This window comes from Streptomyces sp. SID14515, from assembly GCF_010548505.1.
GTDB classification, from domain to species: Bacteria; Actinomycetota; Actinomycetes; order Streptomycetales; family Streptomycetaceae; genus Streptomyces; species Streptomyces caviscabies.
Genome location: NZ_JAAGMH010000144.1, coordinates 263,926 through 284,061, shown reverse-complemented (window position 1 = coordinate 284,061; position 20,136 = coordinate 263,926). Strand labels below are relative to the sequence as shown.

Below are 20,136 nucleotides of genomic sequence, written 5' to 3'. Positions count from 1 at the left end.
GCTGCCCCCGTCGCAACCGGGGGCAGCCGGCCCACCCACCGTACCGATCACCTGGAGCCCCTGATGCCCACCACCTGCGACACCTGCCACGGCACGAACGGTCAGCACCACGTCCAGTGCCCCCGCTACCAGCCGAGGAGCGCCGCCTGATGCCCACTACCCCTGACCGCCCCGCCGAGAGCATCCTCGGCCCGATCACCCCGATCCGCTGCACCGAGCCGGGCTGCCACTGGGCCTGCCACGGGGTGCCGGACAAGTACGCGGACAGCCGGGCGCGGATTGTCCGCGAGCACCTGGCGGCCGAGCACGCGCCGACGCCGGAGTCCCCTGACCGCCCCGCCGACCAGCTGCGCGCCGCCGCCGACCGCGCCCGCGAACTCGGCGACACCCTGCACACCGAGCTGGGCAACTGGCTGGAGGCGACCGCGCACCGGCTGGACGCTTCCACCCACCCGGACTGGCAGTGGGCCGTCGTCGAGCCGAGCGCCTTGGCGGTGGCCCGGCAGCTCCTCGGCACCAGCACGGGCGAGGACGACGAGTCGTGCGGCCGGTTCGTGCCGGACACGCCCCGCGCCCCCGGCCTGTGCGCCTCATGCGGCGACGCGAAGGGGTGGCACAGCCTCCTGGCCACCGCCGCCGAGCCGTCCGTCGACCGTCGCGCCCGGTACGAGGAGGCGCTCGCCCCCAACGCGCTGAACGTCGACGCTGCCGTGACCGCCGCGATGGCCGTCGCGGACAGCGAGATCGCAGCCGCCGCCCCGCCCGCGCCTGCCGACCGGGGCGCCACCCGGGACCGCATTCGTCAGGCGATCTGCGAGGCGTCCGGGTTCACCTGGCTGCCCGACGAGTTGATGGAGCCCGACGAGTACGGGGAGCACGCCGACGCGGTCCTCGCGGTGCTGGACGCGCCTGCCGACCGGGCCGCCGTGCTGGCCGAGGCTGCCGACGCACTGGCCGCCGAATACCAGCGGCGCACCGCCCCCGGGATCGATCGGTGGAACCCGCTTAGGGTGCGCGGCCTGGCGGCAGGTGAGGCCATTCTCCGCCGTCTGGCCGGTGAGGCTGCCGCCGGGGCACACCACCCCGAGCAGGCCTTGCGGGTCCGGATCAGTGAACTCGCCGGGAGTTGGCGCCTCGGAGTCGACGAGGGAGATCTCAGCCCCGGGTGGGCATCTGCGGCAGCCGCACTTCTCGCTGTCGTCGACAACCCGCACATCACCCACACGGAGGTTGGGCTCGACCACCCCGCCACGACGGGGCGCGCCCCCGCTGTCCCTGCCGCGCCCGAGGAGACCCGGTGACCACGCCCCAGCGCATCCAGCGCCGCCGCACCAAGGGCTGGCGCGCCCCCGAAGGTGCCGTCTACGTCGGACGCGGCAGCAGGTACGGGAACCCCACCCGGATCGTCTACCGCCCGGACACCGGCGGCTGGCACGCCGAACACGACAACGGCGGCGGCATCGGCACCTTCCCCACCGCCGCCGAAGGCCGACGGTTCGCCGCCGACGCCTTCCGCGCCCACCTCGCGCTCGACCCGGCTCTTGCCGACCGAGCGCGCCGCGAGCTGGCAGGCCGGGACCTCATGTGCTGGTGCCCGCTCCCCGAGCCCGGCCAGCCCGACCACTGCCACGCCGCCGTCCTCCTCGCCCTCGCCAACCGCCCCGCCCCTGCTGCCGGGTGATCCCGGCCCACACCACGGAGACCCACATGACCCGACGCCCGCCTCTGAACTGCGCGCTCTGCGCCGTGCCCATCTGGGGTGACCCGCCGACCGTGTGGAGCGACGAGCCGGACCGTGAGCCGTTCTGCGGTGACGACTGCCTGGCCACCGCAACCGCCGTCGCCCGCAGCGTCCCGCCCGCCGTCGACCGGGGTGTCCGCCGCGACCACTCCCTGTGCGGCGCCAGCCCCTGCTCGCACTGCCGCTGACTGCCTGTCTGCTGTGTGGCCGCCCCACCACAGGCGGCCACCCCCACCCCGGAAGGACCACCCCGTGCTCAGCGACGAAGACCTATGCACCGCCGAATTCCCCGGCGACGAACTCCACGCCGGACAGCTCTGCGACCTCAAGACGGGGCACGACGGTGACCACGTTGCGGTCGTCGGACTGGCCGCCGCGTTCCGACGCCGCCTGACCTGGCCCACCACCGAGGGGGCCCGGTGACCACCCAGCCCACCGAGCTCGACCACCTCCTCGACCGGGCCGACCGCAACGTCCTCCTCCCCGACGAGGCGGCGCGCCTCCGCACGCTCGTCGGAAAGTTGCACGGCGACGTCGAGTTCTACGAGGCCGCCACCTCCCGCATGCGCGACCGAGCCGAGGTGGCCACCGTCCGGGCCAACCGCGCCGAAACCCGCGCCCGAGAGCTGGAGGCCGAGATGGCCCGCTACGAGGAAGTCGTCGGCGAACTCAACGAGGCCAACACCGGACTCCAGCGGGACGTCGCCCGCCTAACCGCCGGGCAGTGCACCGACTCCCGAGCCATGCGGACTGGCTGACCCAGCTCTACATCCGGCCCCCACTCAGATCCTCAAGAAGAAGCCCGACAAGAACCTCTCGGGTGACGCGGAGCTGCCAAGCCCACTCCTCCCGAGTGGCCGAAGAGACCATGCCGCCCCGCTCCACCCGCTCCTCTTCGCGGGTGATCCGCTTCAACCAAACCGCGATCTCAGCCGTGCCGCCCACACCAACTCCTCTATGCAGAAGGGGCACTGTGACTCCCTCGCCACAACACCCCGAAGATCACAATCATCCTGCCACCACCATTGCGCCAATGCCTGACCTTCAGAACTTGATGGCGCAGTGGTCCCGGGACCGGGACGTGATCGCCCGTGTCCGCCAGGCCGTGAACGCCGGCCCGGTCGGCTCGTGCTGCGCCCACCTCATCCGCGCCGCACTCAACCCCCCGGCCGTCGTGAAGCGGTGCGGGTGCGGAAGACCCGACCCAGGGCCCTGCGACCCCTGCCCGTTCGAGACGGTCAGCCTCCACTGCGCCTGCGTGTGCGCACCCGCCGGAACCACCCCGTGAACGGGCCACCGCCGTGCGCTTACGGCCGCCCCTGCCTCTACGACGACGAGGCGGGGGCGTGCCCCTGCGAAACCGAACCAGTCGCCGAACGGGACGTGGAGACCGTCCCCGTCGGCGACTACCTCTGACCGAAGGAGCCCGCATGAACCGCCCGCTCACCGTTCGCCTCGACCCGGACACGTCCCGTCTGCTGCGCCTGTACCGCGGCCAATCCCCAGCCGCCGTCTTCGGGCAGGCGATGCGGCTTCTCGCGACCGCCGACGGGCACCTCGACCCGGCGGGCAACGTCAAGCAGCAACGCCCATGACCGGCCCGTCCACGACACCCCGGGGTGAGCACGCCGGCCGCCCCGGGACCGGGTGGGAAACCGTCCTCCAACCCGGCGGCGAATACGTAGTCCCCGACGACCAACCACAATCGCGCGCCAACCGGGCGGCGCGGCGAACAGCACGGAAGAGGAACCGATGACCGACACGATCACCGCCCCGTGGGGCAGCGAACAAATTGCCGCCCTCGAAGCGTTCCAGACCTCCAGCGGGATGCATCCCTTCACCTGCGGCGCTGACCGGCATACCCAAGCGCCGGCCCTGGTCCCGTCCCACTCCGGCTGGTACTGCCCCGACCCCTCCTGCGACTACCGACAGGACTGGGCGCACACGTTCATGACCGACCCGGCAGCGTGGCCGAAGCCGTTCGGGGAGCGGCACGGGCCGACACCCGAAGAGGTTCGGGAAGGCCTGAAGGTCGCCGTCCGGGCAGCCGCCCGCCGCCGTCGCGCCCTGGCGTTCAACGCCGTTCAGCCCGTCCTCGCCAAGCACGACCGGCACCTGCCGCTCACCGTCCGCCAGGAGATCGCCGACGCGGTGCTCGCGGCCATCGACAGCGACCCTCAGGCGACGACATGATCGCCCACCTCGCCGGCCGTCTCGCGACCGCCCTCGCCCGGTACGCCCACTGGCACGGCGTCCACCACTACCTGTCCACCGGCTGCCTGCACGGGGAGCACGGGTACTGCCAAGGGAACACCGGGAAGGCGGGGGCGAAGAAGCCAGCCGAGTGCAAGTTCTGCGGGGCCGGCTGCCAGTGCCCGTGCCACCACAGCTGACCCCGTACACGCCGCGGCCCCCACCCATACGGGTAGGGGCCGCTCCGCTACGTTCAGCGCTTGCTGGGCCAGATCTCGTGCCGCGGATCCCACCACACGACATGGAAGACGTTCCCCACCAGAAAGCCCCAGAGCCGACCGGCGCCCCCGACGCGCAGCTTCCAGATCTGCGTCATATCGGACAAGCCCAAGGCATCGAGGCGGGCCAGAGCGTCCCTGTTCGGCAGCGTGTGGACGTCGTGGCGCTTCCCCGGCCACTCGCCCTGGTGGAACAGCTCATGCATCGTCTGGCTCTCGAACTTCGCCATATCCGTGAGCAGCACCATCAACCGCTCATGATCCAACGACACAAGCCCCCACGGCCCGTCCAAGTCGAGGTGGCTGAACCGCCAGCACACCCGCTCCTCCGACGTGCGACTGCTCGGCAGCAGCGAATTCGGGTCCCCGGTGCGCTTCTCGTCCGCGATAGAGCCAGGCGGGACGCTGACCTTCTTCCCCTTCCCCCCTTTGCCCATCAGTCTTCGCGGCCCGCCAGCGCGCCGAAGAAGTCGGCGATCTCCTCATCCCGCAGTTCCTCGTTGCTTCGCTGCAAGTCGTCCTCCAGGCCAGCCCGCCGGCGGGCATCCAGCCACGGCCCCGGCCGGTGAGTCATCGCGGACAGCTCGTGAGCCGAGAACGCCTTGAAGCTCTCCAGTACGGCGTCGATCGACTCACGCTCTCCGACGTCGAGCTTGGACGGGTCACCCTGGATGTCGCCGTTGTCCAGCCGGTACTGGCCACGGTGCTCGGCGTACAGCTCGTACACCACCGGCCCGTTCGCCCACGCCTCGAACCGCTCCGGGAACAGCTGCCGGTCCTCCCACGCCAGGTGGTACCCATAGGCGAAGTAGCAGAGCTTCTGCAGCTTCATCGCGGACATCGGCGAGTCCTTGCGCAGTATGTACGCGGCCACGTCCTGAACGTTCGCTGTCATGGTGTCTCCTCTGGTGCCTGTTCCTCACCGTAGATGAGTCCTCTCCGGGTGCGACTCGGCGGGTCTACGGGCAGGACGGCACATCCCCCAGACAGCCCACCGTAGCGACTGCCGCTGACAGCGGTAAGAGGCAGGGTGAAGGTCTGGACAACCCGTGACGTACCGATCGCACGTTCGAATAGATGGTTCGCGCGCGGCTCCCCGTGAACCAACTGTCCATCCCTCCCGGAACCGCATCGCCGGGTGACACCGCTGGCACGCAGAAGCCCCCGCCGGTGAACCAGGCGAGGGCTTCAAGGTGTGCGGTCAGCGGTTAGCGCGGGAACCGGGTCAGCCAGTCCGGCAACGGCTTCCCCTCCCGGGCGTAGTGCTGCAACGCGTACTGGTAGCTCAGAAGGTCCACGGCGCGCACCGAGTGCAGATCCTCCGGCGCCTCGCTCCCAAGCTGCGACAGGGTCTTCTGCCGCTGCTCCCGGTAGATCCGTGGCCGTTTCCGCTCGAACTGCAACAGCAACCTGCGCAGCCGCCCGTCGTCCAGCTGGTTCGCCGCCTCGTACAACGCAACAAGCCGGCTCGCTGGCTGGCCCGCGCGAGCGCAAGCGAGTGCGGAGGAGGATTGTTCCGCTTCTTCTTGCTGCTGGTTCTTCTTGTAAGAACTCGTGTTGTTAAAGACCTCCGGGTCTTCGGGACTGCTGAAGTCTGGAGGTACTGAACCCTGGACCTCCTGAAAACCCGTACCTCCAGGATCCGCAGCGAACACCGGCAGATCGCATACCGCCGTCTCCGTCCGCCACCGCTGCGCACCAGGCGCCGGATTCTCCACACGAACCCGACGGTGAGCCAGATAGCCCTTCCGTTCCAGCTCCTGCATCGCCCGCCGCATCGCATCCCGACCCTCAACATCCGGGTCGCCGGCCCGCTTCGCCTGCTGCATCAACCCGTCGAACGTCACGCTGTACCCGTCCGGGAAACTCAGCAGATCCAACAGCAGCCCCTTCGCCCGCCACGACAACCGCCGCTGCTGCGCCGTCGCATTCCCCACCGGCACCCAGCCCTCCGGAGGCATCGACCGTATGACCTTCACCTACACCCCGCCGCCATGCATGGGCAGACCGCACCGCGGCCCCGCCCGCCGATCTGGAAACGGCCGGGCAGCAACCAGCTGCCCGGCCGTGAGAAACCGCTACGTCAGCGGCCGGCTCGCCACTCCGCCCGCGCAACCTCCAGGCGGCCATGCATCTTCTCCAGGTGCTCCAGCCGCTCCCGCAACGTCCCGATCACCGTCGCCAGACCGTCCGGGTCCAAGCCCTCAATCCACTCGTCCTGCACCACCTCCACCGACACATGCGGGGCGCGCAGGGCGATCGTCTCGGCGAACGGCAGCATGTTCAACGTCGCCGACAACACCCGCATGTTCTCCGGGGTGCCGTTCGAGTTGATCGGCAGGCACACGTCCGTCGAGTCGATCTGGCACCAGATGTCATCCGGATCCGACGGGGACGCCGCATCCAGTGAGTGGTCGACGTCGCAGCCGCGCATGCAGGTGACCTCCAGCCGGCGACCCGTGTGACGGTCGGTGAACGACCAACGGCGGGGATCCGGGGCCGGGGCGGGGGGTGTCGGGGCCGGCGGCTGCGGCGGAACCGGAGCCGACAACACCGGGGAGACGAGGGCAGGGGAGGGCTGTACGATGGCCATCGAGGTACTCCTCTGATCGGGATGGATCTCTGACTGGCGAGCTGATGACTCGCCGGTGAAACAGGCCGGGCGTTCGTAGCGCCCGGCTTTTTCGTGTCCGCACCTAGACCAACGAACGGGAAGGCGCGGCGTCCCGCACGAACTATGCGGCGGGAGTGCAAAAGCCGATCAGCCTGGGAACCCGTGCGCGCGGTACCAGTCGTGTGGCAGCTTGGGGCGCTCGTTGTTTGCAAGGCTGTGAGGCGTGCTGCTCTTCGGTGCCGACGTCGGGGCCAACCTGTGTGTGGCCTGGGCGACGAACACCCCGTGCCCCGGTCGGATCTCAAGGAGCCCTTCTTGCTGGAGCAGAACGGACGCTTGGCTGGCGATACGCATGCTTGCCCCGACTGCCTCGGCAAGGGTGCGCAGAGACGGGATGCGCTGGCCGCGGCCCCACCGCCCGCTGGTGATCTCGCCCCGAATGAGCTCCGCGATTGATGTGACCTTGTGGAGCGCTGACACGGTCGGCCAGCTGGCTGGGTCGAACGGGGCGTCGTCGTAGTTGTGCTTCCCGTTGTGTCGGGGGCGCTCTGCCTTGATGGCAGCTTCCTCGGCCTGTACAGCCTCTTCCCTGGTGCTCCACCACTCGATCACGTGGCGTGTGACCTGCTTCGGCCATAACTCCCGGGAGTACAGGTGGGCCTTCCAGCGGAAGTCAGGGTCGTTGCTGATGCCGACGTACAGCAGCACGTCGTCGGCGTCGTAGAGGCGGTAGAGCGCGGTGTGCTCGGGTGATTCACTCATGGGCGGTACGCTGCTCACGAGGTCTCCTTCGTTGAGGACTCTCACCGATCAGCGGGTGGCGACCCGCCTTGATCTTCGGGCCGGACGGTGGCGACCGTCCGGCCCTGTTGTGTTACTCCTCGTCTACCTGCCAGGAGCCCGGGGGGTACAGGTCTTCCCAGACTTCGAGCGGGCCGTCTTCGTCGTGGAAGACGTTGACGACAACGAGGGCGGCTGTTGCTGCCTCGGGGGGCAGCTCGACGCCCAGCGCCTTGAGCTCGTTGTTCGAGATGAGGCGTGCGGTTCGCCGTTCGGGTGACTTCGTGACCTCTCGGCCGGTGCGCTCCTTGTAGAGCTCCTGCCACCAACGTTCCAGAGGGGCGTTGCTCAGGATTTCCGGCACGTCGCCAAGGGCGCGCACGTGAATCACCGAGAGCGCGACGGTTGAGGGCTTACCGTCTCGCCGGTGTACTCGCCGCCGGATGACGACTTCGTCGTGCGGTTCGACGCCCAACAGGTTGGCGATCAGTGGATCGGCGAGCGACCTTAGCCCAGCCCAGTGATCTGTCGATGATTCGCCGGGTGCGTAGGGCTTCCCGGTGCGGGCGAGCCGGTTCAGTCTGGCAACGCCCGTGACGGCGACGTCGGACTGATGCGCGACGGTCGTTCCCTTTCCAGGCCGGCTCACGATCAAGCCCTCGGACTTGAGGATGTCGTAAGCGCGAATGACGGTCGTCCGGTTGACCTCGAACTCCTCGGCCGCCTTCGCGTAGGACGGCATCGCTTCCCCGGGACTCAGCTCACCGTCGGCGATCTGCCGCCTGAAGTGAGTGGCGATTTCCGCATAACCAAGCATCGCTCCTTCCTCTCCTTTCCATGCGTTGGGAATTGACCATAGGCGTGAACCACGACCTCGGTCAACCAGTTGACACCGGTGGACCACCGGTCTACCGTCAGTATCGCATCGCCGGGAGCTGAACGAATCGGCGGCTAACACTCCATTGCCATGCGCCATCCGAAGGAAGGAGCACAACCATGACCCCGCCGATCTCCCCGCCGGCCGCCCCGATGTCTGCGGCGGACGAGCTGGCGCACGTGAAGGCGTCGCACCGCCGCCCGGCGCAGGTTTCCCAGGAGTCCCCGACCCCGCCCGCCGACCCGGCTGCTCGCCGCCGGTTCATCGCGCAGCGGGGGTGGTGATCGTGCTGGCTCCGGCGTTCGCGTTCGACGAGCAGCACCGGGCCGAGGGGCTTGCCGCCCGCGCCCAGGAGATCACCACCACCCCCGGTCACCCGTCGGCCGGCTCCCTGCACCTGTACCAGGAGTCCGCCAGGGCGGCGTTCGAGACGGCCGCTGCGCACACCGAGCAGCCCGATGGTGGGTGGCGGTCGTGACCGCCGCCGAGTACGAGGCGCTGCGCCGGAAGGTCGCCGAGGCGAACGAGCGCAGCCGCAACAACGCCGGCAAGTAACACTCCCAAGCCGTCGCTCCTGCCCGGTGTCCAACCCCCGTCCCGGGCAGGAGCGGCTCTCCACCCCCACCTCTGTTTGATCCCATTCACCTCACAGATAGGCACCCCCATGTCTCCGTACCTGATGTCCACGACCGACCTGGCCACCCTGTCCGACGCCGACACGGCGACGGTGTCGTCGCTCGCGGCTCGCCGCCGGTCGCAGCTCACGGTTGCTCAGGCCGAGCAGCTGGCCGCCGACCGGTTGGCGGTGTCGCTGCTGTCGGAGTTCCGTGCGGCGTGGTCGGTCGGTGACCGGGACGCCATGTCGGCGGTGATGCTCGCCGCGATCGACCTGGACCAGACCTCCCCGGGTGCGCCGCGGCTGATGGACGAGATCCGCGGCCTGTCGACGCCGGCCGCGGCGTGATGCCCGCGGCGACGGGCCCGGCGGATCCGGTTCTTCGTGACGCCGAGCAGACGGTGGTCATCGAAGCCGTGCGGGCCTACGTGGAGAACATCCGGCCGATCGATCTCTCCGACTCCGGCCGCCTGGTCGGGCATCTGATGGCCGCCGAAATGCTCCTGATTGAGGTCGGTGCGGCGTTCACCGCCGACAACACCTGACCCGAAAGGACTTGCTCATGGCCGTCGCGACGACCCACACCGTCGACAGCCTGATCGCCCGCTACGCCGTCGACATCGCTTTCGTCGCCGAGGAGCAGCCGGCCACCACCCTGGCCGACTTCAACGCCCAGCTCGCCACCGTCGTCGAACGTCTCGGCCCGACGTGGGCGGACATCGAGGGCGCCGAGGAGTTGGACGTCGCCGTCACCTACCTGGCTGACGCCCTCGATACCACCGGCGACGCCGAGCGCACCGTCCTCGTGAACCGTGCCGCCACCTACCTCACCCGCATCCCCGACCTGGTCGAGGAGTACCGGGAGATGGCTGCCGAGGGTGCGGCGCTCCTCGAACGGCTCGACTCTGCCACCGGCCCAGCCTGACCCCGGGTCGCCCTGTCGCCCCCAACTCCGTGTTGGTGGCGGCGGAGTGGCCCGGGAACCACCCGGACCCAACACCCAAGGAGAGCCCCATGGCCCGCAAGACCGACAAGCAGTGCGCCCAGGCCGCCGTCGCCGCCGCGATCGTCACCGGCACCGAGTCCGGCACGAAGAAGGTCGTATCCGAGTCCCTCACCCGCGACGAGATGCGGCGTGCCCGGGGCTACCTCCAGTCTGGCCAGTCCATCAAGGGCAAGTAGAGGAAGCTGCCATGTTCGCCACCCTGTTCGTTCTGCTGTACGTCGCCCATTTGCTCGCCGACTACCCGTTTCAGACGGATCACCAGGCCGGTCACAAGGCGGGCTGCGGGGCGGCGGGGTGGCGGGCGAACTTGTCCCACGCCGGGACACACCTGGTGCTCTCCGGGCTGGCCCTGCTGGTCGGGTGGGCGGTCCTCGACTTGCACGTGGGGTTGGTGCCCGCTGCTGTGGCCCTGCTCTGGGTTGCCGGTTCGCATGCGTTCGTCGACCGCCGGTGGCTTGTTGCCCGGTGGATGGCGTTCGCCCGGCAGGCCGGGTGGGCGCAGCACGGTGGTGCCGCCCACGTCGACCAGACCGCGCACATCACCGCCATCTTCCTCGCCGCACTGGCCCTTGCCGCCTGACTGGAGTCTGCTGTGCACCCGTACCTGATTACTGCGAAGCCCGGACGGTTCCGGCGCACTGCCGCCTGGGTGCGGGTGTGGACTCTCCGTCTCCTGGCCCTGCTGGTGATGGCCGTGTTGGGCGCGGTGGTTCTGACCGTCCGCTGCGCCCGGCCGCTGATCAACTACGCGGCCACCCGGCTGATCTTCCTCGAACTGTGGGCCGCCCAGCGTTTGGGCCGGCCGCCGGTCAGTGGGTTCGTCGGGGCCGGGATCACCGACGCGTTCGTCGACGAATTCCACCGCGCCCGACGCACCGCAACCACCGTCTGACCTGAAAGGACACCGACATGAACATCAACCGCATCGTCGAGCCCGGCCGCTACGACTACAGCCTCACCGTCAAGTTTCCGAGCACCTACATCCCGGAACACACCCCGCCCGAGTTTCGTAACGCCGCCGGTTACGAGACCACCCGCACCCGCAGTGTTTTCGGGCAGTTCGACCTCGCCGCGGCTGCGCCGCGCGACCTCGTCCGTGACCACTTCGTCCGCCAGGTCACCGACGAGCTCCTGCTGCCCAATGGCGGGGTCGAGGTCGTCAGCTTCACCCTCGAACAGCCCGCCTGAAGCACTACTTCAACTACGCCAGGAAGGACATCGAGCCGTCGTGACGACCAGCCCGCCCCAGGTGAACGGCCACCCCCGCACCCTGCCCGTCCTCGGGGAGTGGCAGGCCATCACCAAAGCCATAGAGCAGCCCGTCGCCCCCGACCCCGCTGTGGCCAGTGAGCCGAAGCCGGATCTGATCGCCGAGGCCGAAGCCGAAGCGATCCGAGCCCGTGCCTTCGCCGAGGCCGAAGCGCGCCGTAAGGCGGCAGACGCTGAGGCAGAGGCAGTGCGCATCAAGGCCGAAGCCGAGGCCGAGAAGCAGCGCCTGGCCAACGAGCGGGCCGCGATGAAGCTGGAAGCCGACAAGGCGGCCCACGCCAAGCGGCTCGCCGAACTTGACGCACAGAAGGCCGCTGCTGAGGCCGCCGAGCTGAAGACCCGCCAGCAGTCCGAAGCGGAAGCCGACCGGGCCGCGGCGCGGGAAGCGGAGCAGGAGCGGACCGAAACCATCTGGAAGTGGGGCGCCCGCAGCATTTACGCGGTCGGCCTGATCATCGCCGCCCCTATTCAGTTCCTTGCGTTCTGGGACAAGGAGCGCCCCTTCCTTGTTGCCGCGCCCGCACTCCTCGAAGGCCTCGCACTCGTCCTCGCGTTCGGCGCAGCGTGGGCGGTTGCCCACCGCCGCGATGTTGTTCCCTACCGGGTCGGCATCATGATCGGTGCGCTGATTGCCGCCGGCATCAACCTGTGGCACGGACTCGACGACCCCACCATCGGGCTGAACGCCGGAATCATCGGCGCCATTGCCTCCGTCGGCGGCCCGATTGTCCTCATGGCCTACGAGCACGGCATCGCGCAGAAGGCCGACGGGGTGCCGTCATGGCGGGAGCAGCGAGCCGCCAACCAGGCCCGGGAAGCCGAGGATGCAGCCAAGGCGCAGGCGAAGGCCGAGAAGGATGCAGCCGAAGGGAAGGCCGCCGCCGACAAGGCTGAGCAGCAGGCCCGACTCGACGCCGAACAGCAGCGCAAGGACGCCGGCCGGAGGGACCAGCACAAGGACGTCTGGGACGTCGCCGAAGCCTTCCGTTCCGCCCGCGGAGCGCAGGTGGTGACCGAGCAGATTTGGGCTGATGCCTGGCACCGCGTGACGGGCACCAAGCTCATCGGGATCCGGCCCGAGATCGAGGCGCAGAGCAGGCTCGCCGCGGCCCGCATGAAGGACGCCTCGGAGCGCCCGGTTGGCGACGCTGCGTCGCAGGTCGAATCCCAAATGCCCCCCAGGCAGAAGAAGGAACCCGGCGCCCCCGACGGTCGCCGCTCCAACGGGGGGATCCCGCCCATCCGGCAGCCCGGCGACACGACCCCCTACCACCGTGCCGCCGCCGTGTCGGCAGCCGACACCGCACGCCGTTCCGTGACCGCCCGAATCACCACTGAGGAGACCAAGTGACGACCCCGCCCCGACCGCGCACCGCTCCCGCCAACGGCCACCATCCCGGAGGCGTCAACAACTCGAAGAACCGCACCGGCGGAGGGTTCAACCCGTCGCTCGGCCTGTCCGTGAACAAGACCGTCGTGAACGGCAACGCCGGCGGCGGTACAGGACCCGGAGGAGGCGGCACCGGTGGCAAGGTGCCCGGCTCCGACTTCATGTCCAACGAGGACATCCGCGCGTTCTGCGAGCACCACCGGAAGAAGTCCCGCGACGGCGCCACCGAACTCGCCATGGACGCCGACCACCTCCAGACCGTCCTGCGCACCATCCCCGACGCCACCGGTTCGCTCGGCGGATCCCGAATGCGGGCCCGCCGCGTGTCCCGGTGGCTGAAGAAGGCCGCGGCGGCAGAGAAGGCGAAGCAGAAGTACTTCGCCGCCGTGTACGCCACGTTCGAGCGCGAATTCGAGTCGAACCTGCGGAAAGTCGGCAAGGGCCGCACCCAGCAGCAGCCCAGCAAGTTCGGCTGGCGCTAACCCCCAACCCACCTGATCAGGAGAACACCCGTGGCTGACAGCCAGAAGGCCGACCTGTGGAAGGCCCTGAAACACCCCCGCATGAGGCCCTGGCTGACAGTCGCCGCCGGGGTCCCCGCCACCTTCGCCTCCCACCACTACTGGGGCGACTCCGTGCCCGCCGCGATCGGCCTCACCGTCGCGGCGGGTGTCCTGACCGCCGCAACGTGGTGGGCAGGCGAAGGGACCCGGCCCGGCCGGCGTATCCACGCCACCCTGTCCACCGGACTCGGCACTTCCTACCTCGTCGTCGGCACCGCGGTCGGCCCGTTCGACCCGGCCCTGACCTCCACCCTCGTCATCGGCGGTGCCGTCGCCGCAGGCAGCTGGAACATCCGCCAGGCCCTCCGCGTCAACGTCGACACCCAGAAGGACGGCGGCAACGCCGAGACCGGGGTCCTCGTCAAGGCCATCGGTGACGCCAAGGTCGCCCTCCGCGGCAAACCGAAGATCGAACCCAACAAGGTCACCGCACCCCTCCAACTCGCCGCCGGCCAGGTCACGTCCGACGACCTGGGCAACCGCATCAAGCACATCGCCGGGGAACTCGGAGTGTCCCCGACCAGCATCCGTGTCATCCCCGACCCCGACGACGCCGCCCGCGCCACCCTCGTCGTCGTCCCCAAGGACGAACTCAAGCAGCCCACCCCCTGGCCTGGGCCGTCCAACCCGGGCGGCAGTATCACTGAGCCCGTCGTCCCTGGCATCTACGAGGACGGCGAGGAGGCGAGGCTGTGGTTCCCCGCCGGCCCAGGACGGAACGCCACCCACTTCCTCACCGCGGGCATGAACGGCTCCGGGAAGTCCGCCGGCCAGTCCGTCGCCATCACCGAAGCCCTGACACGCCGCGACGCCATCGTGTGGGCGGTCGATCCGTCCAAGGGGCAGCAGACCTTCGCCCCCTTCCTCCCGCACCTGGACTGGGTAGAGATGACCGAGGCGGGCGGGAACGAGATGATCGACGCCCTGTCGCAGGTCATCACCGCTCGCGCCAACGAGCTCGGCCGCCACGGCTTCAAGAACTGGACCCCGCAGGCCCACGACCAGCTCGGCATGCCGTACCTCATCGTGTGGATCGAGGAGGCCGCGAAGTTCTTCCGCAACGGCACCGAAATGGAAGGCCTCGTCATGGAGGCCCGCTCGGCGGGGATCAGCGTCATCATCAGCCTCCAGCGCCCCTCCGCGACCAGCATGCCCACCGACGTCCGCGAACAGCTCGGCGGCGTTCTCTGCTTCGGCGTCAAGGGCTCCACCACCGCCGACATGGCCCTCCCCGACGACGTCCGCGACGCCGGCGCCCGCCCCGAAGCGTGGGAGAACCGCAAGCCCGGCTACGCCTACCTCGTCGCCCCCGGCGTCGACGAAGACCGGTACGCCACCCCGCTGCGCACCTACCTCATCGACGACGACCAGATCACCGGGGCGCTCTCGATCCTGCCCCGCACCCCCATCGATCCCGTCACCGCCGCCGCAGCCGGTGACGCCTACACCAACCGCACCCGATATGACGCTGACACCCCCCTGGCCAGCAACGACACTGACAGGCAGGAGAACGTCCTCATGAGCAAGGACGACAACGAGCAGGCCGAGAAAGCGTTGCTGGAAAAGCAGGTCGACCGTGAGATCGACGCCATGGTCGGCGACGACCCCGACGACGACGGGTACGTGCCCGACATCGACGCCGAGCAGGAGATCGCCCCGCCGACCGAGACCTGGTCGTTCGGGCAGCCCCCGGCTCCCGTTGAGGAGAAGACACCGGAGGCGGGCATGGAGGCTCTGATGGCGATGCTCGACGACTTCCGGGCGGAGGACCGGGAGTTCGTCGGGCCGAAGGACTTCGCCCCCTACGGCAAGGGGTCGCGCATCGGAAGGGCCCGATCGTGGGTGTCAGGGGCCCTCGGGGACCTGTCAGATGGCGGGATTCACCTGTCAGAAACGGATCAGCCGGGGGTCTACCGGCTGCTGTACCCGGTCCCGGCTGAGGTCTGACACCTGAAGGTGTCAGCGCTGACACCCCATCTGACCTGCGGTGACACCGTCTGACGCCGGTTCTGACACCTCGAAGGTGTCAGAACCGGTGTCAGAAGCCCTCCAGGGGGCCGATTTCTATAGGTCATGCGCGTGCGCGCGCGTGACCCGCCCCTCCGTGATACCCCAACCTGACACAGGAGACAAACCCGTGAAAAGCCCCGAAACGGACGGAGGTCGAGCGAAAGTCCTAGCCGCCGCACTCCGCACCTGGACCACCGTCGATAACGACCCCGAACCCCCCGTCGCACGCCTCGAAATCCGCTACCCACCCGCTTGGGCGTTCACCTCCACCAACCCCATCACCGCCAGGCAGCAGCAGCGGCTCCTCGCGTTCCTCCGCGACGACCTCGCCGAAAACCGGCCCGGACACTCCACCCCCGAACGCGCCGCCGCAGTCATCCATGGCCTCATCAACGAGCACGCCGCCGCCGGCCGTACTCGGATCACGACCGCAGACCTCGCCGAAGCTGCACCGCGCATCGGCCGGTCCCGCACCTGGATCGCCGCTCACGTCACTGACCTCGTCGATGCCGGGGTGCTCCACGAAACCCGCCGCATCGACACCTTCCGCATCAACTAGGAGCCCCTTCATGCAGCTGCCTGAGCAGCCCGTCGCCGGGCAGCCCGACCCTATCCGTGACAACGCCGAACGGCTTCTTGCCGCTATCCGGGACATCGAGCAGGCCACCTACCACCGGGACACTACCCCGCTCCCCGTGGTCGGCCCGACGCCGCCGGTTCCGCAGCCGGGGCAGCCCCCGATGTCGCAGTGGGCGACCGACGCCAGCGGTGTCCTCAAGGCCGTGTCCGTCGCCTCGCTGCCGATCGGTGGGGCCCTGTGGATCGTCGGCCAGGTCGACCCGCTGACCCTCGGCATCATCCTCGGCTCGCCGGCCGCCGTCGCGTTGGCCGTGGCCCGGCTCGTCGCGAAGGTCAAAGACGCCAACCAGGCCGTGCATCCGGTCGTCCAGCACTACCACGGCGCCGTTCACCAGGACACCCGCACCGTCACGAGCACCACCCGCGGCGTCATCGCCAACAATCGGAACACCACCAGCACCTGACCTCAGGAGGATCAGATGAACACCAACAATAACGTCACCGACTCCACTGCCGACACCGTCATCCAGGCAGGCACCACCGGCCCGATCAACATCGACACCAGCACCCAGAACAACGCCCCGACCTTCAGTGGCAACAACACCGGCGTCACCGTCATCAACGGCGACATGGCCGGCGAGATCAATCAGACCTTCAACCGATAGCCTGCAGAGGGGCGGCTTCAAGGCCGCAGCGGCCTGACCCGGCTAGCGCACGAAAGGCCCCCGACCGTCTGGTCCGGGGCCTTTCGTGTAGCGCGGGCGATCCACGCCCCGCCCAGCCGGTCCGTCGGTGGCAGCGTCACGGTCACGTCCAGGAGCCGGCTCAGCTCGTCCAACGCCTGCTGGCATTCGTCCTGGGTGCAGCCGTGGACCGTGAACCTCGCCATGACCACAGTCTGCCGGGGGAGCAGGGGTGGTGGTGGCGGAACCGGTGAAGCGCTACGGGCAGTCCGGTCGAGTCCGTTCCCGGTCGGCCAGCCGGTCGGCTTCGTCGAGCAGGGCCCGCGCGGCCTCGTGCTTGCCGTCGGCGGCGTACACCTCGGCGCGCTCCCGCAGAATGTCCGCGACCTCATACAAAGCGGTGCTCGCGGCGTGGGTGGCGGCAATGTCATAGTGCCGGTCACCGGTCCAGCCGATCAGCGGGGCCGAGGTCAGCGCGTCACGAACCTGCTCGGTCACGTCGTACAGAACAGTCGGGTCACTCACGGCCGCAACGCCTCCTCGTATCCGGGGTGGTCGATGTACGGGAGGGCGAGGAGTTCCAGGGTGCGGCGGACCCGGGCGTCCCGGCCGCAGGACTCCCAGCACTCCGGCTCGACGCCATCCTCGTGGCGGCGCTCTGCGTTGAGCGCGTCCAGCGCTGCGAGGGTGGTCTCGTCGAGCCCGTCGGCTGCTGTGGCGCGGGGGCACGTCTCGTATTGGTCGGCGCTCACGTGGTGGCGGTCGGCGAGCACGGCGTCAAGCAGCTGGTGCTTGGCGTCGACTTCCCGCAGGGTGTGGGCCGGGTCCTGGCGGGCAAAGTGGGCGCGTGTTTCCTCGCGCGGCACCATTGCCACGGTGCCCGCGTTCGCGTCGTCGCGCAGCTCGCCGTCCATGTCGAAGTTCTGCCACGACAGGCTCGGCTGGCCAGAGCCCCGCGCCACCCACTCGTCGTCTTCGAGCCGGGCCTTGAGGAAGGCCACCAAGGCGGCGGTCATGAGGGGCTCCCCTCGGGCTTGAGCTTGCCGACGGTGGGCGGACGGAGGCGCTCCACTCCCTCGGCGCGGGCGATGCGCCGGAAGTACTCAGGGGTGAGGCCGGTGAGCTTCGCCAGCTGTCTGACGGTCGCCCCGGCCTTGAGGTCGGCTGCCGCCTGCTCCCGGACAGGGTCCTTGAGCTCGGCTTCGGCTTCGCGGGCGCGCTTGTAGCGGGCGTAGAGCCGGGTGGCTTCTTCGTCGGGGGCGTAGTCGGTGGCCATAGGGGTCATGGTCCCACATTTGTTGGCCACCGATAAGGCCACCCGGTTGCCCTGACTAAAGAATCATGATGGCCAATCTGTTGGCCTCTTGCATGGGCAACATGTTGGCCTATATGTTGGAGTCATCGCCAAGCCGCACAGCACCACCCGAGGGGGACTCGTGATCGCCAGCAACCGCACCCGCCGCGCCACACTCCGCGCACGCCAGACCGCCAACCGGGCCGCCGCACGAATCCGCCGCACCGGAGTCGGCACCCTCGCCACCCACTGCTTGGCCGCCGGCCTCACGCCCCGCGAAGCCCAGTCGGTCGCCGGCTCCCTCCGGAAGAACGCCACCAAGGCCGGAGTCACCGGCACGATCGGCCGCACCTTCCGCAAGGGCGCTGCCCGGGTCTGCACCCGCTACACCCGGGCCGCCGTCGCGCTCATCGCCGCGATCTACCGGCCCCGCAAGGCCGCTTACCGCCTCGCCGCCGCCAAGCTCGCCCTCGCCGCCTAGGAGACCCTGATGAACCTGCCCGACATCAAGCAGCAGCAGCCGTCAGTCCCGACGGTGTGGATCCTCTCCGAGGGTGAGATGCACGAAGGCGGCACGATCGTCGGCGTCTACCTCGACCGCGACCTTGCACGCGGCGCTCTGACCGCACGGGCCCAGCAGTTGCACGAGCGGTTCACGATCGACGACGCCCGCCAGGACGACGACGGGGCGATTCGCATCGAGGGTGGCTGCGACTGGATCTCCTTGGAACCCCACCCGGTCGTCACTGCACTCGAACTCGGCCGATGAACTCCCGCTCTGCCTCCGGAAGGACCCCGATGACTGACACCCGCCCGCTGTATCCCGCACCAGCCGATGGAGTTCGCTGGCGTGTCCTGTACGAGGGCTCCGGGTTCTCCATGGCCGAGACGCACCCGGACGAGGACACCGCCTATGCCGCGGCTCGGGCGGCTGCGGAACGTGCCGCGACCGGTGAGCAGGTCAGCTTCGTCAGCCGAATCGGACCTGCACTCAAGACCGTCCTCGGCGTCTCGATCCTCCACTGGTCCGACGAGGTCGGCGACTGGCGACACCACGCGTGGAGCTGGAGAGACAACGCTCCGGGGGTTGACGCGCTCACACCGCTGCCCGCCGACTTCTGGAACTGAACGACCCACGCCGAAGGAGAACCCGATGACCGACACCCCGATGGCCCCGGACCGCGAGCAGGAGATCCGCACCCTGGATCTGCTGGAGTTGATGTCCGACCGCGTCGCCCCCGTGATCAGCGGGCACCTTGCCGCACTGCTCGGAGAGATCGACCGGCTGCGGAAGGCTCTGTCCGAGGCGGCCGACCAGGTTGCCGAGCTGGACGACGTGAACGCCCAGTTGCACCATCAGATCGCCGCCCAACGATCCACCGCAAAGCAGCTCCTCGCCCGGGTTGCCGAACTGGAGACGTTGAAGCCCGCCCGGTTCCAGGACTGCCAGGTGTGCGGGGCCGGGTATGAGTACGCGAAGCCGTGCGCCGCCTGTGAGTTCAACAAGCAGATGGCCGCCGCGCAGTCCGAGCCCGCCTACCGGTCGCAGCCCCTTCCGCCCCGGGATGCCCTGTGCATCTGCGGCCACACCGGCTTGGACCACCACCACAGCGAGACGAGCTGCTGGGCGACCCTGCCTCGCACGCAGCAGCGGAACGGGACGTGGAGCGCCGTACCCACCTGTGACTGCTCGGAGTTCGAGGCCACCCCGTGACCCCGCCGCCGGCCCCGGCCCCGTTGCCGCCGTGGGAGGACACCCTGGCCGAGGTGAAACGCCGCGACCGCGAATGGTGGGAGCGGGACTATGACAACGACAACGAGGACTGACATGAACGAGTACCCGCACCTGCCCGCCGAGTGCCGCAACAACCGTTGCGACCACGAACCCAACCGGTGCGTCCGCTACCGGTCCCGGCGCTGCCTCTCCGGCGAATGCGCCCACGCCAGGCAGGACCTGATGTGTGCCGTGAACTACCCGACCGGCGGCGACCAGCAGTGACCGCCCCGAACCCCATGGGCTGCCAGCTGTGCGGCATCGACCGCCCGCACGGCTGGCAGTACACCGACGAGGCTGGCCTCCACCAGTGGGTCCGGCCCACCCAGGAACAGATCAAGGGCCGGATGCGCGCCCGACGGTCAGCCCGCACGGAGCGGATCCGGCACTCCGGGCCCGACACCAAGTTCTGCGTCCTCTGCCTGTCAGGGGAACACCAGCGCATCGACAACGACAACGAGGAGTAGAC

39 protein-coding genes are annotated in these 20,136 nt (G+C 69.2%); 29 read left to right on the top strand and 10 right to left on the bottom strand.

Going from position 1 to position 20,136, the window contains the following annotated elements; all coding sequences use genetic code 11:
* Positions 1 to 149 precede the first annotated feature (149 nt).
* The 8 genes from G3I54_RS39915 (at position 150) to G3I54_RS36335 (ending at position 4,134) form a co-directional block, all read left to right on the top strand.
* Positions 150 to 1,301 (top strand): hypothetical protein, encoded by a 1,152-nt coding sequence (locus G3I54_RS39915; protein ID WP_164621197.1) that lies wholly within the window; start codon positions 150 to 152, stop codon positions 1,299 to 1,301.
* On the top strand, positions 1,298 to 1,681 hold the full coding sequence (locus G3I54_RS39910) for a DUF4326 domain-containing protein (RefSeq protein WP_164621194.1): 384 nt from the start codon (positions 1,298 to 1,300) through the stop codon (positions 1,679 to 1,681). The genes G3I54_RS39915 and G3I54_RS39910 overlap by 4 nt, the downstream gene beginning before the upstream one ends.
* 26 nt (positions 1,682 to 1,707) lie before the next feature.
* The gene (locus G3I54_RS36360; protein WP_164621192.1) at positions 1,708 to 1,929 is read left to right on the top strand and encodes a hypothetical protein; all 222 of its coding nucleotides are present in this window, start codon (positions 1,708 to 1,710) and stop codon (positions 1,927 to 1,929) included.
* A gap of 64 nt (positions 1,930 to 1,993) precedes the next feature.
* The gene (locus tag G3I54_RS36355; RefSeq protein WP_164621190.1) at positions 1,994 to 2,164 is read left to right on the top strand and encodes a hypothetical protein; all 171 of its coding nucleotides are present in this window, start codon (positions 1,994 to 1,996) and stop codon (positions 2,162 to 2,164) included.
* Positions 2,161 to 2,499: a hypothetical protein gene (locus G3I54_RS36350; RefSeq protein ID WP_164621188.1), complete on the top strand. Its 339-nt coding sequence runs from the start codon at positions 2,161 to 2,163 to the stop codon at positions 2,497 to 2,499. Before G3I54_RS36355 ends, G3I54_RS36350 begins: the two co-directional genes overlap by 4 nt.
* 672 nt (positions 2,500 to 3,171) lie before the next feature.
* Positions 3,172 to 3,336, top strand: coding sequence for a hypothetical protein (locus G3I54_RS36345; protein ID WP_164621186.1), 165 nt, complete (start codon positions 3,172 to 3,174; stop codon positions 3,334 to 3,336).
* A 157-nt stretch (positions 3,337 to 3,493) separates the two neighbouring features.
* A complete protein-coding gene (locus G3I54_RS36340; protein ID WP_164621184.1) occupies positions 3,494 to 3,934 on the top strand; it encodes a hypothetical protein in 441 nt (146 codons plus the stop codon).
* Complete coding sequence (locus G3I54_RS36335; protein ID WP_164621181.1) at positions 3,931 to 4,134, top strand: hypothetical protein; 204 nt, start codon at positions 3,931 to 3,933, stop codon at positions 4,132 to 4,134. The genes G3I54_RS36340 and G3I54_RS36335 overlap by 4 nt, the downstream gene beginning before the upstream one ends.
* Before the next feature lie 53 nt (positions 4,135 to 4,187).
* Here G3I54_RS36335 and G3I54_RS36330 read toward each other — a convergent pair whose 3' ends face one another.
* The 6 genes from G3I54_RS36330 to G3I54_RS36305 all read right to left on the bottom strand — a co-directional run bounded on the left by G3I54_RS36330 (position 4,188) and on the right by G3I54_RS36305 (position 8,423).
* Entirely contained in the window at positions 4,188 to 4,460 is a 273-nt protein-coding gene (locus tag G3I54_RS36330) for a hypothetical protein (protein WP_164620939.1), read from the bottom strand.
* A 188-nt stretch (positions 4,461 to 4,648) separates the two neighbouring features.
* Positions 4,649 to 5,107 (bottom strand): type II toxin-antitoxin system antitoxin SocA domain-containing protein, encoded by a 459-nt coding sequence (locus tag G3I54_RS36325; protein ID WP_164621179.1) that lies wholly within the window; start codon positions 5,105 to 5,107, stop codon positions 4,649 to 4,651.
* Between the two features lie 313 nt (positions 5,108 to 5,420).
* Entirely contained in the window at positions 5,421 to 6,155 is a 735-nt protein-coding gene (locus G3I54_RS36320) for a hypothetical protein (RefSeq protein WP_164621177.1), read from the bottom strand.
* A 140-nt stretch (positions 6,156 to 6,295) separates the two neighbouring features.
* Entirely contained in the window at positions 6,296 to 6,646 is a 351-nt protein-coding gene (locus G3I54_RS36315) for a hypothetical protein (protein ID WP_164621175.1), read from the bottom strand.
* A 327-nt stretch (positions 6,647 to 6,973) separates the two neighbouring features.
* Positions 6,974 to 7,588, bottom strand: coding sequence for a GntR family transcriptional regulator (locus G3I54_RS36310; protein ID WP_164621173.1), 615 nt, complete (start codon positions 7,586 to 7,588; stop codon positions 6,974 to 6,976).
* Between the two features lie 112 nt (positions 7,589 to 7,700).
* Complete coding sequence (locus G3I54_RS36305; protein WP_164621171.1) at positions 7,701 to 8,423, bottom strand: GntR family transcriptional regulator; 723 nt, start codon at positions 8,421 to 8,423, stop codon at positions 7,701 to 7,703.
* A gap of 179 nt (positions 8,424 to 8,602) precedes the next feature.
* Here G3I54_RS36305 and G3I54_RS39180 point away from each other — a divergent pair, with 179 nt between their 5' ends.
* The 15 genes from G3I54_RS39180 to G3I54_RS36235 all read left to right on the top strand — a co-directional run bounded on the left by G3I54_RS39180 (position 8,603) and on the right by G3I54_RS36235 (position 16,581).
* Complete coding sequence (locus G3I54_RS39180; protein WP_203687681.1) at positions 8,603 to 8,767, top strand: hypothetical protein; 165 nt, start codon at positions 8,603 to 8,605, stop codon at positions 8,765 to 8,767.
* Between the two features lie 2 nt (positions 8,768 to 8,769).
* A complete protein-coding gene (locus G3I54_RS36300) occupies positions 8,770 to 8,961 on the top strand; it encodes a hypothetical protein (protein WP_164621169.1) in 192 nt (63 codons plus the stop codon).
* A gap of 186 nt (positions 8,962 to 9,147) precedes the next feature.
* On the top strand, positions 9,148 to 9,447 hold the full coding sequence (locus G3I54_RS36295) for a hypothetical protein (RefSeq protein ID WP_164621167.1): 300 nt from the start codon (positions 9,148 to 9,150) through the stop codon (positions 9,445 to 9,447).
* On the top strand, positions 9,447 to 9,644 hold the full coding sequence (locus G3I54_RS36290; protein ID WP_164621164.1) for a hypothetical protein: 198 nt from the start codon (positions 9,447 to 9,449) through the stop codon (positions 9,642 to 9,644). Before G3I54_RS36295 ends, G3I54_RS36290 begins: the two co-directional genes overlap by 1 nt.
* 17 nt (positions 9,645 to 9,661) lie before the next feature.
* Entirely contained in the window at positions 9,662 to 10,024 is a 363-nt protein-coding gene (locus G3I54_RS36285) for a hypothetical protein (RefSeq protein WP_164621162.1), read from the top strand.
* 89 nt (positions 10,025 to 10,113) lie between these two features.
* On the top strand, positions 10,114 to 10,281 hold the full coding sequence (locus G3I54_RS36280; RefSeq protein WP_164621160.1) for a hypothetical protein: 168 nt from the start codon (positions 10,114 to 10,116) through the stop codon (positions 10,279 to 10,281).
* Between the two features lie 11 nt (positions 10,282 to 10,292).
* Positions 10,293 to 10,685, top strand: a complete 393-nt coding sequence (locus tag G3I54_RS36275; protein WP_164621158.1) for a DUF3307 domain-containing protein — start codon at positions 10,293 to 10,295, stop codon at positions 10,683 to 10,685.
* Positions 10,686 to 10,760: 75 nt separating this feature from the next.
* The gene (locus G3I54_RS36270) at positions 10,761 to 10,997 is read left to right on the top strand and encodes a hypothetical protein (protein WP_164621156.1); all 237 of its coding nucleotides are present in this window, start codon (positions 10,761 to 10,763) and stop codon (positions 10,995 to 10,997) included.
* 17 nt (positions 10,998 to 11,014) lie between these two features.
* Positions 11,015 to 11,293 carry a hypothetical protein gene (locus G3I54_RS36265; RefSeq protein WP_164621154.1) on the top strand — a complete coding sequence of 93 codons (279 nt, stop codon included), beginning with the start codon at positions 11,015 to 11,017 and terminating at the stop codon, positions 11,291 to 11,293.
* Between the two features lie 40 nt (positions 11,294 to 11,333).
* On the top strand, positions 11,334 to 12,725 hold the full coding sequence (locus G3I54_RS36260; RefSeq protein ID WP_164621152.1) for an MFS transporter: 1,392 nt from the start codon (positions 11,334 to 11,336) through the stop codon (positions 12,723 to 12,725).
* Entirely contained in the window at positions 12,722 to 13,246 is a 525-nt protein-coding gene (traA, locus tag G3I54_RS36255; RefSeq protein ID WP_164621150.1) for a plasmid transfer protein TraA, read from the top strand. The genes G3I54_RS36260 and traA overlap by 4 nt, the downstream gene beginning before the upstream one ends.
* Positions 13,247 to 13,276: 30 nt before the next feature.
* A complete protein-coding gene (traB, locus tag G3I54_RS36250) occupies positions 13,277 to 15,274 on the top strand; it encodes a plasmid transfer protein TraB (protein ID WP_164621148.1) in 1,998 nt (665 codons plus the stop codon).
* Positions 15,275 to 15,464: 190 nt separating this feature from the next.
* Positions 15,465 to 15,896, top strand: coding sequence for a hypothetical protein (locus tag G3I54_RS36245; protein WP_164621146.1), 432 nt, complete (start codon positions 15,465 to 15,467; stop codon positions 15,894 to 15,896).
* Between the two features lie 10 nt (positions 15,897 to 15,906).
* Positions 15,907 to 16,380 carry a hypothetical protein gene (locus G3I54_RS36240; RefSeq protein WP_164621144.1) on the top strand — a complete coding sequence of 158 codons (474 nt, stop codon included), beginning with the start codon at positions 15,907 to 15,909 and terminating at the stop codon, positions 16,378 to 16,380.
* A 15-nt stretch (positions 16,381 to 16,395) separates the two neighbouring features.
* Entirely contained in the window at positions 16,396 to 16,581 is a 186-nt protein-coding gene (locus G3I54_RS36235; RefSeq protein ID WP_164621142.1) for a hypothetical protein, read from the top strand.
* 17 nt (positions 16,582 to 16,598) lie between these two features.
* Here G3I54_RS36235 and G3I54_RS36230 read toward each other — a convergent pair whose 3' ends face one another.
* The 4 genes from G3I54_RS36230 to G3I54_RS36215 are packed head-to-tail and all read right to left on the bottom strand — an operon-like array spanning position 16,599 to position 17,875.
* A complete protein-coding gene (locus G3I54_RS36230; RefSeq protein ID WP_164621140.1) occupies positions 16,599 to 16,805 on the bottom strand; it encodes a hypothetical protein in 207 nt (68 codons plus the stop codon).
* A gap of 52 nt (positions 16,806 to 16,857) precedes the next feature.
* Positions 16,858 to 17,124, bottom strand: coding sequence for a hypothetical protein (locus G3I54_RS36225; protein ID WP_103512916.1), 267 nt, complete (start codon positions 17,122 to 17,124; stop codon positions 16,858 to 16,860).
* Positions 17,121 to 17,615: a DUF6221 family protein gene (locus G3I54_RS36220; RefSeq protein ID WP_164621138.1), complete on the bottom strand. Its 495-nt coding sequence runs from the start codon at positions 17,613 to 17,615 to the stop codon at positions 17,121 to 17,123. The genes G3I54_RS36225 and G3I54_RS36220 overlap by 4 nt, the downstream gene beginning before the upstream one ends.
* Positions 17,612 to 17,875 (bottom strand): hypothetical protein, encoded by a 264-nt coding sequence (locus G3I54_RS36215; RefSeq protein ID WP_164621136.1) that lies wholly within the window; start codon positions 17,873 to 17,875, stop codon positions 17,612 to 17,614. Before G3I54_RS36215 ends, G3I54_RS36220 begins: the two co-directional genes overlap by 4 nt.
* Positions 17,876 to 18,035: 160 nt before the next feature.
* On the opposite strand from G3I54_RS36215, the gene G3I54_RS36210 reads away from it, so the two are divergent.
* The 6 genes from G3I54_RS36210 (at position 18,036) to G3I54_RS36185 (ending at position 20,134) form a co-directional block, all read left to right on the top strand.
* Positions 18,036 to 18,374, top strand: coding sequence for a hypothetical protein (locus tag G3I54_RS36210; RefSeq protein ID WP_164621134.1), 339 nt, complete (start codon positions 18,036 to 18,038; stop codon positions 18,372 to 18,374).
* 9 nt (positions 18,375 to 18,383) lie between these two features.
* Positions 18,384 to 18,662: a hypothetical protein gene (locus G3I54_RS36205; protein ID WP_164621132.1), complete on the top strand. Its 279-nt coding sequence runs from the start codon at positions 18,384 to 18,386 to the stop codon at positions 18,660 to 18,662.
* A 29-nt stretch (positions 18,663 to 18,691) separates the two neighbouring features.
* A complete protein-coding gene (locus G3I54_RS36200; RefSeq protein WP_164621130.1) occupies positions 18,692 to 19,021 on the top strand; it encodes a hypothetical protein in 330 nt (109 codons plus the stop codon).
* Positions 19,022 to 19,046: 25 nt separating this feature from the next.
* Entirely contained in the window at positions 19,047 to 19,607 is a 561-nt protein-coding gene (locus G3I54_RS36195; protein ID WP_164621128.1) for a hypothetical protein, read from the top strand.
* A 114-nt stretch (positions 19,608 to 19,721) separates the two neighbouring features.
* A complete protein-coding gene (locus G3I54_RS36190) occupies positions 19,722 to 19,892 on the top strand; it encodes a hypothetical protein (RefSeq protein ID WP_164621127.1) in 171 nt (56 codons plus the stop codon).
* Positions 19,889 to 20,134, top strand: a complete 246-nt coding sequence (locus G3I54_RS36185; protein WP_164620937.1) for a hypothetical protein — start codon at positions 19,889 to 19,891, stop codon at positions 20,132 to 20,134. Before G3I54_RS36190 ends, G3I54_RS36185 begins: the two co-directional genes overlap by 4 nt.
* Positions 20,135 to 20,136: the final 2 nt, after the last annotated feature.